The organism is Streptomyces sp. NPDC008092 (assembly GCF_042957285.1).
Taxonomy (GTDB): domain Bacteria; phylum Actinomycetota; class Actinomycetes; order Streptomycetales; family Streptomycetaceae; genus Streptomyces.
This window is the reverse complement of the sequence record NZ_JBIBHY010000009.1, coordinates 355,640-370,010: the sequence shown is the minus strand read 5'-3', so window position 1 is coordinate 370,010 and position 14,371 is coordinate 355,640. Positions and strand designations below refer to the sequence as shown.

1 protein-coding gene is annotated in these 14,371 nt (G+C 75.0%); it reads left to right on the top strand.

The window, feature by feature from the left end; all coding sequences use genetic code 11:
- The first annotated feature begins 9 nt into the window (after window positions 1-9).
- Entirely contained in the window at window positions 10-14,349 is a 14,340-nt protein-coding gene (locus ACFZB3_RS29540; RefSeq protein ID WP_391380479.1) for a type I polyketide synthase, read from the top strand.
- Window positions 14,350-14,371 lie beyond the last annotated feature (22 nt).

Here is a 14,371-nt window from a genome sequence, read left to right as displayed (position 1 = left end):
CCGGCCACCATGACAGACGACAAGAAGCTCCTTGACTACCTCAGGCGTGCCACCGCGGAACTCGGCCAGACCAAGGCGGCGCTGCAGGAGGCCCGCCAGGCCCGGCACGAGCCGATCGCCATCGTCGGCATGGACTGCCGCTACCCCGGCGGCGTCGAGTCCCCCGAGGACCTGTGGCGACTGGTGGCCGACGGCGCCGACGCCATCAGCGAGTGGCCCGACAACCGGGGCTGGGACCTGGAGGGCCGCTACGACCCCGACCCGGAACGGTCGGGCACCTCCTACACCCGCAACGGCGGCTTCCTGCACGACGCCGGCCTGTTCGACGCGGGCTTCTTCGGCATCTCGCCGCGCGAGGCGCTGTCCATGGACCCGCAGCAGCGGCAGCTCCTGGAGACCGCCTGGACCGCCGTCGAGCGCGCCGGCCTCGACCCGCACGCGCTGCGCGGCACCCGGACGGGCGTGTACATCGGCGCCATCGGCAACGGCTACGGCGACCGCTCCAGGGATGTCCCCGAACTCCAGGGGCTGCTGGACACCGGCACCGCCGACAGCGTGGTCTCCGGCCGGGTCTCCTACGTACTGGGCCTCGAAGGCCCGGCGGTCAGCGTCAACACCGCCTGCTCCTCCTCGCTGGTCGCCCTGCACCTCGCCGTCCAGGCCCTGCGCGCCGGCGAGGCCACCATGGCGCTCGCCGGGGGCGTCACCGTGATGGCCACCCAGGACGCCTTCGTCGCCTTCAGCCGGCAGCGCGGTCTGTCCCCCGACGGCCGCTGCAAGGCCTTCGCCGACTCCGCCGACGGCACCGGCTGGTCCGAGGGCGTGGGCGTCCTGGTCCTGGAACGCCTCTCCGACGCGCAGCGCAACGGCCACCAGGTGCTGGCCGTGGTCCGCGGCAGCGCCGTCAACCAGGACGGCGCGTCCAACGGCCTGTCGGCGCCCAACGGCCCCTCCCAGCAGCGCGTCATCAAGGAGGCGCTCGCCAACGCGCAGCTCCCCGCGGGCGACATCGACGTGGTCGAGGCGCACGGCACCGGCACCAAGCTGGGCGACCCGATCGAGGCCCAGGCCCTGCTGGCCACCTACGGACGCCATCGCGAACGGCCGCTGTGGCTGGGCTCGCTGAAGTCCAACATCGGCCACTCCGCGGCCGCGGCCGGCGTCGGCGGCGTCATCAAGATGGTGATGGCGATGCGCAACGGCACGCTCCCGAGGACCCTGCACGTCGACACTCCGAGCCGGGCCGTCGACTGGTCGGCGGGCAACGTACGGCTGCTGACCGAGGCCCGGCCGTGGGACGACGAGGGCGGCCCGCGCCGCGCCGGTGTCTCCGCCTTCGGCGTCAGCGGCACCAACGTCCACACCATCCTGGAGCAGGCTCCCGCGAGTGAGCCGGTGGCTGCGCCTGCGCCGACTTCGGGGGTGATGCCGTGGGTGGTGTCGGGTCGTTCGGCGGATGCGGTGCGTGCGCAGGCGGGTCGGCTGGTGGGGTTGGCGGGTGTGGACCGGGCTGCGGTGGGTGCGGCTTTGGTGGGCCGGTCGGTGTTCGAGCATCGTGCGGTGGTCGTCGGTGCTTCGCCGGCGGAGTTCGAGACCGGCCTGAAAGCGGTCGTGGACGACGGGCCGACGGCTGGTGTGGTGTCCGGTGTCGCCTCGCCCGTGGGGAAGACGGTGTTCGTCTTTCCGGGTCAGGGGTCGCAGTGGGCGGGGATGGCGGTGGAACTCCTTGAGTCCTCGCCGGTGTTCGCGGAGCGGTTCGCCCAGTGTGAGCGGGCGTTGGCGCCGTATGCGGACTGGTCGCTGACCGAGGTGGTCCGGTCGGGGGAGTTCGGCCGGGTCGACGTGGTGCAGCCGGTGCTCTGGGCCGTGATGGTGTCGCTGGCCGCGCTGTGGGAGTCGGCCGGGGTGCGGCCGGACGCGGTGGTGGGCCACTCGCAGGGTGAGATCGCTGCCGCTGTGGTGGCGGGTGCGTTGTCGTTGGAGGACGGTGCGCGGGTCGTCGTACTGCGCTCGAAGGCGATCACCGCGCTGGCGGGCCGTGGTGGCATGGTCTCGGTTCCGTTGCCGGTGGACGAGGTTCGGGAGCTGTTGCCGGACGGGGTGTCCATTGCCGCCGTGAACGGGCCGTCGTCGGTGGTGGTTTCGGGCGACCCGGCCGGTCTGGAGCGGGTGTTGGCGTCCGTGGAGCGGGCGAAGCGCGTTCCGGTGGACTACGCGTCGCACTCGGCGCATGTGGAGGAGATCCGTGAGGAGATCCTGCGTGTGCTGGAGGGTGTGTCGCCGTGCGAGGCCGCGGTCCCGTTCTTCTCCACCGTGGACGTGGAGTGGGCGGACGGCACCGGTCTGGACGCCGACTACTGGTACCGGAACCTTCGGCAGACCGTGCAATTCGAGGCGGCCGTGCGCGACTTGGCGGCCGAGGGCTTCGGTGCCTTCGTCGAGGTGAGTGCGCATCCGGTCCTGACGACGGGGATCACCGAGACCGTAGGTGACGAGTCGGTGGTGGCGGGGACGTTGCGGCGGGACGAGGGCGGGCTGCGCCGGTTCCTGCTGTCGGCGGGGGAGTTGTTCGTCCGGGGCGTCGGGGTGGACTTCACGCCGTTCTTCGGCGGCTCGCCCGCGTACCGGGACCTGCCCCCGTACGCCTTCCAGCGCAGGTGGTACTGGCTGGAGGACAGCGTCGGCATCGCCGAGTCGGAGCAGAACCGGTTCTGGCGGACGGTCGAGGACGGCGGACTGGGGGAGTTGCTCGGACTGGACCCGCAGACCCCGCTCAGCGAGGTGCTGCCCGCCCTGTCGGAGTGGCGCAACCGCCACGACAGCCGCGCCACGGTCGACTCCTGGCGGTACCGCGTCACCTGGAAGGCGCTGCCCGGCGGTGCGACCGCCGAACTGTCCGGCCGCCACTGCCTGGTGCTCGTACCGGAGACCGGACATCCGCTCGCGGACGAGGTCTGCCGGGCCCTTGAGGACGCCGGCGCCTCCGTGACGCGGCTGGAGCTGTCCGCCGCCGACAGCGACCGGCAGAAGCTTGCGCGGCGGCTGGCCGACGTCACCGGCCCCCTCAACCAGGTCGTCTCGCTGCTGGGCCTGGACGAACGGCCGCACCCGGACCACGCCGTCGTGCCGGTCGGCACGGCCCTCACCCTCGCCCTCGTCCAGGCGCTCGACGACGCGGGCGTCGACGCCCCCCTGTGGTGCCTGACCAGCGGAGCGGTCTCCACCGGTGACGACGACCCGGTGACCGGCGTCGCCCAGAACCTGGTGTGGGGTCTGGGACGCGTCGCCGCACTGGAGTACCCGCGCCGCTGGGGCGGACTGCTGGACCTGGTCGCGGGCTTCGACCCCGCCGCCCTGACGACCGCGCTCGCCGGTGACGGCGACGAGGACCAGCTCGCGCTGCGCCCCGGCGGCACGTACGGGCGCCGGATCGCCCGGGCCCCGCTGTCCGACGGACCCGTCCCCGAACCCTGGCGGCCCCGCGGCACGGTCCTCATCACCGGCGGCACCGGCGCCGTCGGCGGACAGATCGCCGCCTGGCTCGCCCGCAACGGAGCCGAGCACCTCGTGCTTCTCAGCCGGCAGGGCGGTGCCGCCCCCGGCGCCGCCGAACTGGCCGCGGAACTCCGGTCCCTGGGCGCCCGCGTGACCACCGCCGCCTGCGACGTGACCGACCGCGAGCAGCTGGCCGCACTCGTCGCCGGCCTGGAGGCGCGGGGCGAGACCATCCGGTCCGTCATGCACACCGCGGGCGCCGGCAGCCTCGTACCGCTGCCGGACACCGACCTCGCCGAGTTCGGCGACACCCTGCACGCCAAGGTGCTCGGTGCCGCGCATCTGGACGAACTGATCGGCGAGGTCGACGCGTTCGTCCTGTTCTCCTCCATCTCCGCGGTCTGGGGCAGCGCCGACCACGGCGCCTACGCAGCCGCCAACGCCTACCTCGACGGCCTCGCGGAGAACCGGCGCGCCCGCGGGCTCGGCGCGACCTCGGTGGTGTGGGGCATCTGGGCCCCGCAGGACGGCAAGGGCATGGCCGCCAACCTCGCCGAGCAGCAACTGCGCGGACGGGGCATCCCCTTCATGCGCCCCGCGCTCGCCATCGAGGGCTTCCAGCAGGTGCTGGACCGGGACGAGACGGTCGTCGTGGTGGCCGCCGTCGACTGGGACCGCTTCGCCCCCGTGTTCACCTCGGCCCGGCCCAGCGCGCTCATCTCCGACCTGCCCGACGTCCGCGCCGCACTGGCCGGTCAGGACACGGACACCGCGGCCGAGGAGGAGGCCGGCTCGTCGCTGTCGGCCCGGCTGCGCGCGCTGCCCGCCGCCGAGCAGCGCGAGTTCCTGGCCGACCTGGTGCGCACCCAGGCGGCGGCCGTCCTGGGCCACGACTCGGGCGCCGCGATCGAACCGGGCCGCGCCTTCCGCGAGCTGGGCTTCGACTCGCTGACCGCCGTCGACCTGCGCGGCCGGCTGAACGCCGCGACGGGGCTGCGGCTGCCGGTCACCGTCGTCTTCGACTACTCCTCCGCCCTCGCGCTCGCCGACCACCTGCGCGACGAACTGCTCGGCACGGCGGCGTCCCCGGCCGCCCCGGTCGCGGTCGCCGCGCCCGCCGGGGACGACCCGATCGTCATCGTCGCCGCGAGCTGCCGCTACCCGGGCGGTGTCCGCACCCCCGAGGACCTGTGGCAGCTGCTCGCCGAGGGGCGCGACGCGATATCCGAACTGCCCGGCGACCGCGGCTGGGACCTCGGCGACGTCTACGACACCGACCCCGACCGGCCCGGCACCACGTACTCCCGGGCGGGCGGCTTCGTCTACGACGCCGGCCTGTTCGACCCCGCGTTCTTCGGCATCTCGCCGCGCGAGGCGCTCGCCATGGACCCGCAGCAGCGGCTGCTCCTGGAGACCTCCTGGGAGGCGTTGGAGCGGGCCGGAATCGACCCGACATCGCTGCGCGGCACCCACACCGGCGTCTTCGTCGGCGCCGGGTACCAGGGGTACGGCGGTGACGGCGAGCGGGTGCCCGAGGAGGCCGAGGGCCACCTCATCGCCGGCATCTCCAGCAGCGTGCTGTCCGGCCGCATCTCCTACTCGCTCGGCCTGGAGGGGCCGGCGCTGACCATCGACACCGCCTGCTCGTCCTCGCTCGTCGCCGTGCACCTCGCGGCGCAGGCGCTGCGGTCCGGCGAGTGCTCGCTGGCCCTGGCCGCGGGCGCCACCGTCCTCGGCTCCACCCTGTCGTTCACCGGCTTCAGCAGGCAGCGCGGCCTCGCGGCCGACGGCCGGTGCAAGCCGTTCGGTGCCGAGGCCGACGGGTTCGGCATCGCCGAGGGCGTCGGCATGCTCGTACTGGAACGGCTGTCCGACGCCCGGCGCAACGGGCACCCGGTGCTGGCGACCGTGCGGGGCAGCGCCGTCAACCAGGACGGCGCCTCCAACGGGCTGACCGCGCCGAACGGCCTGGCGCAGCAGCGGGTCATCCAGCAGGCCCTGGCCAACGCCGGTCTGGAACCCGCCGACGTGCGGGTGGTCGAGGCGCACGGCACGGGCACCCGGCTGGGCGACCCGATCGAGGCGCAGGCGCTGCTCGCCACCTACGGGCAGGACCGCACCGCGCCGCTGTGGCTGGGCTCGCTGAAGTCCAACATCGGCCACACCCAGGCCGCCTCCGGGGTCGCCGGGATCATCAAGATGCTCCAGGCCATGGAGCACGGCGTACTGCCCCGGACCCTGCACGCGGACGTGCCCTCGCCGTTCATCGACTGGTCCGCGGGCAACATCGAGCTGCTGACCGAGGCGCGGCCCTGGGCGGGACCGCGGCGGGCCGGCGTGTCGTCGTTCGGCATGAGCGGCACCAACGCGCACGTCATCATCGAGCAGGCCGACCCCGTGGAGGCGCCTGCCGCGGAGCGCGACCCCGTGCCGGCCGTGGCCTGGACGCTGTCCGGACGGACCGAGGAAGCCGTGCGCGAGCAGGCGCGCGCCCTGCTGGACCTGCTCGACGCCGACCCGCTGGACGTCGGCTGGTCGCTGGCCGCCACCCGGACCGCCTTCGAGCGCCGGGCCGTCGTCGCGGGCACGGACCGGGAGCAACTCGCCGCCGGGCTGCGGGCGGTGCGCGACGGTGAGGCGCCCGTGCACACCGCCGACGCGGGCCGCCGTACCGTGTTCGTCTTCCCCGGCCAGGGCACCCAGTGGACCGGCATGGCCGTGGAACTCCTGGACAGCGCCCCGGCGTTCGCCGAGCGCTTCGCCGAGTGCGAGCGCGCCCTGGCACCGCACCTCGACTGGTCGCTGACCGAGGTGCTGCGCAGCGGCGAGTACGAACAGGTGGACCGCATCCAGCCGGTGCTGTTCTCCGTGATGGTCTCGCTGGCCGCGCTGTGGCGGTCCTGCGGCGTCGAGCCCGACGCGGTGGTCGGTCACAGCCAGGGCGAGATCGCCGCCGCCGTGGTGGCGGGTGCACTGCCGCTGGAGGACGCGGCGCGGATCGTCGCACTGCGCAGCAAGGCCCTCATCGCGCTCGCCGGGCAGGGCGCCATGATGTTCGTCGCCATGGCCGCCGAGCCGCTGCGCGAGCGCGTCGCCGCCTGGGACGGCCGGATCGGGGTGGCCGCCGTCAACGGGCCCGCCTCGGTCACGGTCTCCGGCGACCCCGAGGCGATCGAGGAACTGAGCGCCGCGCTCTCGGACGAGGGCGTCCTGCGCTGGCCGATCCCCGGCGCCGACTTCGCCGCCCATTCGGCCCAGGTGGAGCGCATCCACGACGAACTCCTGCGCGTGCTGGACGGCGTGCGCCCGCGGTCGACGACCGTCGCGTTCTGGTCCACCGCCGACAGCGCCTGGCTGGACGGCTCCGCCCTGGACACCGAGTACTGGTACCGCAACCTGCGCCTGACCGTCGAGTTCGACCAGGCCGTCCACCAGCTGGTCGACGCCGGATACGACACCTTCGTGGAGGTCAGCCCGAACCCGGTGCTGGCGATCTGGGTGCAGCAGGCCCTGGAGGCCGCAGGCGGCGGAGTCGTCGTCGGCACCCTGCACCGCGAGGCGGGCGGCCTGGACCGCTTCCTGACCTCGCTGGGCGAACTGCACGCGCGCGGCGCCGCGGTCGACTGGGCCGCCGTGCACCGCGGCGGCCGGCGGACCGACCTGCCCACCTACGCGTTCCAGCGGCAGCACTACTGGCTCGTACCGCGCCCCCTCGCCCCGCAGGCCCTGCCCCCGGCCGGGGACACCGACGCCTGGCGGTACCAGGTCGACTGGCGCGTCCTGCACGACCTGCCGGCCGGCCGGGCCACCGGGGAGTGGCTCGTCGTCACCCCCGCGGGCACGGATGTCGCCGCGGACCTCGACGCCCTGCGCCGGCACGGCCTCACCACGCTCGTGGTGCCCTGGGCGGACACCGGCGACCGCACGGCCGACGCGGCACGCCTGCGCGCGGCGGCCGACGGGCACCGGCCCGCCGGAGTGCTCTCGCTGCTCGGCCTCGCCGACCGGCCCTGGTCGGAGGGCACGGTGCTGCCCGCCGGGCTGCCGCCGACCGTGTCCCTGATCCGTGCCCTGGGCGCCGCCGGCATCGACGCCCCGCTGTGGGCCGCCACCCGCGGCGCCGTCTCCGTCAGCCCCGCCGACCCCCTTGCCGCCCCCGCGCAGGCGGCCCTGTGGGGCCTGGGCGGGGTGGCCGGTGTCGAGTACCCGGAACGCTGGGCCGGTCTGGTCGACCTGCCCGCGGCCCTCGACGACCAGGCCGCACAGCGCCTGCTGGCGGTCCTCACCGGCGAGTCGGGCGAGGACCAGGTGGCCGTCCGCCCGTCCGGCGTCTACGGCCGCCGAATCGCCCACGCCGTCCGGTCCGGCTCCACCACCCGCCGGTCCTGGCAGCCCGGCGGAACCGTCCTGGTCACCGGCGGTCTCGGCGCCCTCGGCGGGCACGTGGCCCGCTGGCTGGCCACCGCCGGCGCCGAACACCTGCTGCTGACCGGGCGGCGCGGCCCGGACACCCCGGGCGCGGCCGAACTCGTCGCCGAACTGGGCGAGCTGGGCGCCCGGGTCACCGTCGCCGCCTGCGACGTGGCCGACCGGGACGCCGTCGCACAGCTGCTGGCCGGCATCCCGGCCGACACCCCGCTGACCGCCGTGGTGCACACGGCCGGCGTCCTCGACGACGGCGTCCTCGACTCCCTCACCGCCGAGCGCGCGATCGGCGTGGCCCGGCCCAAGGCCGACGCCGCCCTGGTGCTCCACGAACTGACCCGCGACCGGGACCTGTCGGCGTTCGTGCTGTTCTCCTCGGTGGCCTCCACCCTCGCCGGCACCGGACAGGGCGGCTACGCCGCCGCCAACGCCTACCTCGACGCGCTGGCCCTGCACCGCCGCGACCTCGGCCTGCCCGCCACCTCCGTGTCCTGGGGGCTGTGGGCCGGCAAGAGCCTCGCCGACGACGCGGTGGCCGCCCGGCTGGTCCGCGACGGGATGCCCGCCATGGACCCCGAACAGGCCGTCGCCGCCCTGCCGGACGCGGTCGGCTCCGGCGAACCGCACGTGATCCTCTCCGACTTCGCCTGGGACCGCTTCACCGCGGCCTTCACCGCCCTGCGGCCCAGCCCGCTCATCGCCGACCTGCCGGAGGTCGCCGCGGTCACCGAACGGCGGGCCGCACCCGAACGGCCGGCCGCCCTGGACCGGACGGCGCTCCTGGACCTGGTGCGCACGGTGGCCGCCGAGGCCCTCGGCTACGAAGGCGCCGACGCGATCGGCCGCGACCGGGTCTTCAAGGACCTCGGCTGCGACTCGCTGACCGCGGTGGAACTGCGCAACAAGCTCTCCGTGGCGACCGGTCTGCGGCTCCCGGTCACCCTCGTCTTCGACCACCCGACCCCGACCGCCGTCGTCGACCACCTGGCGGCCGAACTGGGCGAGCCGGAGGCCCGCCCCGACACCGCCGCCCTGGTGCCGACCGCCGGCGCCGCGGTCACCGACGACGCCATCGCCGTCGTCGCCCTCGCCTGCCGCTTCCCCGGCGGGGTACGCACCCCGGAGGACTTCTGGCGGCTGGTCAGCGAGGGCGGCGACGCCATCACGCCGTTCCCCACCGACCGCGGCTGGGACCTGGACGCCCTCTACGACCCGGACCCCGACCACCACGGCACCACCTACACGCGCGAAGGCGGCTTCCTGCACGACCTGGCCGACTTCGACCCCGCCTTCTTCGGCATCTCCCCGCGCGAGGCGACCACCATCGACCCGCAGCAGCGACTGCTCCTGGAGACCACCTGGGAGGCGTTCGAACGGGCCGGCATCGACCCGCGGTCGGTCAAGGGCAGCCGCGCCGGCGTGTTCGTCGGCTCCAGCTACCACGACTACGGCCTGCGGGTGCGCAACGCCCCGGAGGAGGTGGAGGGCTACCTCGGCATCGGCAGCGCGGGCAGCGTCGCCTCCGGACGCATCTCCTACACCTTCGGCCTGGAGGGCCCGGCCGTCAGCGTCGACACCGCCTGCTCGTCCTCGCTGGTCGCCATCCACCTCGCCGCGCAGTCACTGCGCTCCGGCGAGTGCACCATGGCGCTGGCCGGCGGAGCCGCCGCCATGGCCACCCCCACCTCGTTCATCGAGTTCAGCCGGCAGCGCGGGCTCGCCGAGAACGGCCGCTGCAAGCCCTTCGCGGCCGCCGCCGACGGCACCGCCTGGGCCGAGGGCGTCGGCCTGGTCCTGCTGGAACGCCTCTCCGACGCCCGCCGCAACGGCCACCCGGTACTGGCCCTGGTACGCGGCAGCGCGGTCAACCAGGACGGCGCGTCCAACGGCCTCACCGCCCCCAACGGCCCCTCCCAGCAGCGCGTCATCCGCGACGCCCTGGCCGGCGCCCGCCTGACGCCCGCCGAACTCGACGTGGTCGAGGCGCACGGCACCGGCACCCGGCTGGGCGACCCCATCGAGGCCCAGGCACTCCTCGCCACCTACGGCCAGAACCGCACGCAGCCGCTGCTGCTTGGCTCGGTCAAGTCCAACATCGGCCACACCCAGGCCGCCGCGGGCATCGCCGGCGTCATCAAGATGGTGCTGGCCATGCAGCACGGCACGGTGCCCGGAACCCTCCACGTCGACGAGCCGTCGCCGTTCATCGACTGGAGCGCGGGCAGCGTCGACCTGGTCACCGAGAACACCCCGTGGCCGGTCACCGGCCGCCCGCGCCGGGCCGCCGTGTCCTCCTTCGGCGTCAGCGGCACCAACGCCCACACCATCCTGGAACAGGCCCCCGACGACGAGCCGCCCACCACCGCCGGCGCGCGGCCCACCACCGACCACGAGCCGCCCACCACCGCCGGTGGGCGGGCACCGCTGCCGGTGCCGCTGGTCCTCTCCGCCCGCAGCGCCCCGGCGCTGCGCGACCAGGCGGCCCTGCTCGAACGGCACCTCGCGGAGCACCCGGACGTACGGCCCGCCGACGTCGGCTACACCCTGGCCACCGCCCGCGCCCACCTGGAACACCGGGCCGTCGTGCCGGACGGCGACCGCGACACGGTCCGTGCCGCCCTGCGCTCGGTGACCGGCACCGTGCCGCCCGCCGAACCGCGCGTGGCGTTCCTCTTCTCCGGCCAGGGCAGCCAGCGGCTCGGCATGGGGCTGCGGCTGCACCGCGAGTTCCCGGTGTTCGCCGAGGCCTTCGACGCCGTCTGCGCCGCTCTCGACCCGCTGCTCCAACGGCCGCTGCACGACGTGATCGGCGCCGCCGCCGGCTCCGCGGACGCCGGCCTGCTCGACCGCACCGCCTACACCCAGCCGGCCCTGTTCGCCGTCGAGGTCGCCCTGTTCCGGCTCGCCGAGCACTGGGGCCTGCGCCCCGACCACCTCATCGGCCACTCGGTCGGCGAACTGGCGGCCGCCCACGTCGCCGGGGTGCTGTCGCTGCCGGACGCCGCCCTGCTGGTCGCGGAGCGCGCCCGGCTGATGCAGGCCATGCGCGGCGACGGCGCCATGGTCTCCGTGACGGCGCCCGAGGAGGCGGTGCTGCCCTACCTCGCCGCGTACGGGGACCGGGTCACCGTGGCCGCGGTCAACAGCACGGTGGCCACCGTCGTCGCCGGTGACGAGGACGCCGTGCTCGACGTCGCCGCCCGGCTCGCCGCCGACGGCCGCAGGACCAAACGGCTGCGGGTCAGCCACGCCTTCCACTCCCCGCACATGGACGGGATGCTGGAGGAGTTCCGCCAGGTCGCGGCCCGGCTGGAGTTCCACCCGCCCCGCATCCCCGTCGTCTCCAACGTCACCGGCGCTCCCGCCGGCGCCGACGAGCTGTGCACCCCGGACTACTGGGTGCGCCACGTCCGCGGCGCGGTCCGGTTCCTCGACGGCGTACGGGCCCTCGAACGGGCCGGAGTGACCGCGTTCGTCGAGATCGGCCCCGACAGCTCCCTCACCGCGCTTGCCCAGGACTGCCTGGACGGCCACGCCGAACTGATCCCGCTGCTGCACCGGGACCGCGACGAGGCCGACTCGGTGACCGCCGCCCTGGGCCTCCTCCACGCCCGGGTGACCGCCCCCGACTGGGAGCGGGTCCTCGCGGACCGCGACGTACGCCGCGTGCCGCTGCCCACCTACCCGTTCCAGCGCGAGCGCTACTGGCTCGACGACACCGCCGGCGCCGGCGACGTGACGTCGGCGGGCCTGGTCGCCACCGGGCACCCGCTGATCGGCGCCGCCGTCGAACTGGCCGACGCCGACACCTACGTCTTCACCGGCAGGCTGTCGCTGCACGGCACACCGTGGCTGGCCGACCACGGGGTCTTCGGCGAGGCCCTGTTCCCGGCGACCGCCTTCCTCGAACTGGCCGTCAGGGCGGCCGACGAGGTCGGCTGCGCCCGCGTCGACGAACTGTCCCTGGCGGCACCGCTGGTCCTGCCGAGGGACGGCGCGGTCGTCCTGCAGCTGCGGGTCGGCCCGCAGGGCACCGACGGCACCCGCTCGCTGGAGGCGTTCTCCCGGCCGCAGGACGCGCCGGCCGACGAGACCTGGATCCGGCACGCCGACGGTGTGCTGTCGCCGGGCGCCGCACCCGCCGCACCGGACGGCGGGACACTCACCGAGTGGCCCCCTCAGGGCGCCGAGCCGATCGACGTGAGCGGCCTGTACGACCGGTTCGCCGAGAGCGGCTTCGCCTACGGCCCGGTCTTCCAGGGACTGACGGCGGTGTGGCGGCGCGGCGACGAGGTGTTCGCCGAGGCCGCCCTGCCCGCCGCCGAGCGGCCCGAGGCCGGCCGGTTCGGACTCCATCCGGCCCTCCTGGACAGCGTGCTGCACTCCCTCGCCTTCGGCGTCCTGAGCGGCAGCGACCAGGCCTGGCTGCCGTTCGCCTGGAGCGGCGTCACCCTGCACGCCGGCGGCGCGGCCGCCGTCCGGCTGCGGATGGCACCCACCGGGGACAGCTCGATGTCGGTCGCCCTCTTCGACGGCACCGGGGCGCCGGTCGCCACGGCCGAGTCCCTCGCCCTGCGGCCCGCGGCGCCCGCCCGGACCGCGACGGGCGGCGGACGGACCCACCGGACCCTGTTCCGCCCCGAGTTCACCGAGGTGCCGCTGCCCGCCGCCGGCACCGCTCCCGCGTTCGAGGTCCGCAGCTACCAGCCGGGGCACGACGCGGCGGCGGTACGCCGTGCCACCCGGCGGGCGCTGGCCGACATCCGCGACTGGCTCGGCCGGGACCGGGCCGGGGCCAAGCTCGTCTTCAGCACCCGCGGCGCGGTCCCGCTGACCGCCGCGGACGATGTGCCCGACCTCGCCGGAGCCGCCGTCTGGGGCCTGGTCCGCTCCGCGCAGACCGAACACCCGGACCGGTTCGTCCTGGTCGACCAGGAGTACGGCGGCCAGGACCATGCCGGTCAGGACCACGACGGTGGCGACGGTCGGGACCACGACGGCACGACGCTCGCGCGTGCCGTCGCCAGCGGCGAGCCGCAGCTCGCGGTGCGCGACGGACGGGCGTACGCCTACCGCATCGCGCGCGTCCCGGTCGGCGTCACCGACACCGACCAGGAGTGGGAGCGCGGCGGCACCGTCCTGGTGACCGGCGGCACCGGTGCGATCGGCGCCCATGTCTCCCGGCACCTGGTCGCCGCACACGGCGTCAAGCGGCTGCTGCTCACCAGCCGCAGCGGCCCGGCCGCCGAGGGCGCCGCCCGGCTGCACGAGGAACTCACCGCGCTGGGCGCCGAGGTGGAGGTGGCGGCCTGCGACGCCGCCGACCGCGACGCACTCGCCGCCCTGCTCGCCGCCGTCCCCTCCGAACACCCGGTCACCGCCGTCGTCCACACCGCCGGCGTGGTCCAGGACGGCATCGTGGCGTCCATCACCGACGAGCAGCTGGACTTCGTCCTGCGGCCCAAGGTCGACGCGGTCCTCAACCTCCAGGAACTCACCGCGGACCTGGACCTGTCGGCCTTCGTGGTCTTCTCCTCCGTCGCCGGCGTCTTCGGCGGCATGGGACAGGCCAACTACGCGGCGGCCAACGCCTTCCTGGACGCCCTGGCGCATCGCCGCCGGGCCCGGGGACTGCCGGCCGCCTCGCTGGCCTGGGGCCTGTGGGCCAACGACACCGGCATGAGCGGCCACCTCGACGAGAACGACTTCAAGCGCATCGCGCGCGGCGGCATCATCGCCTTCCCGCCCGCGGAGGGCCTGCAACTGTTCGACACCGCCCTCGCCGAGGACCGTCCGGTGCTGCTGCCGCTGCGCCTGGACACCAAGGCGGTCCAGACACAGGGCGAGGTGCCCGCCGTGCTCCGGGGCCTGGTGCGCACGGCCGTACGACGCGGCACCGCCGGCACCGCGGGCGGCACCGGCGAGGCGGCCGGGCTGGCCGAGCGGCTGTCCGCGATGACGGAGACCCAGCGCGACCGGGCCCTGCTCGACCTGGTCCGCGACCACACGGCCACCGTGCTGGGCTTCGCCGACGCCGGCTCCGTCGACGTCGACCGGGGCCTGCTGGAGGTGGGCTTCGACTCCCTGACCGCGGTCGAACTGCGCAACCGGCTGGGCACCGCCAGCGGACTCCGGCTGCCGGCCACCCTGCTCTTCGACTACCCGTCGTGCCGTGCCATCGCCGGCCACCTCGCCGCCGAGCTGGTGCCCGAACCGGCCGGCGAACAGCTGCCCGGCCTCGCCGAACTCGCACGGCTCACCGTCCTCCTGGAGGACGAGCGGCACCGCGAGGAACTGACCGGACGGCTGAACGAACTGCTGACCAGGGCGCGCGCCGCCGCCGGCGGCGACTCCGTCGAGGAACTCCTCGACGCGGCCGACGACGACGAGATCTTCGACTTCATCGACAACGAGCTGGGCATGTCGTGACCGCCCACCAAGGTAGAGGGAC

Coding starts and splice junctions, on each gene's coding strand:
- ACFZB3_RS29540 (WP_391380479.1), top strand. CDS start 10: ATGACAGACGACAAGAAGCTCCTTGACTACCTCAGGCGTGCCACCGCG.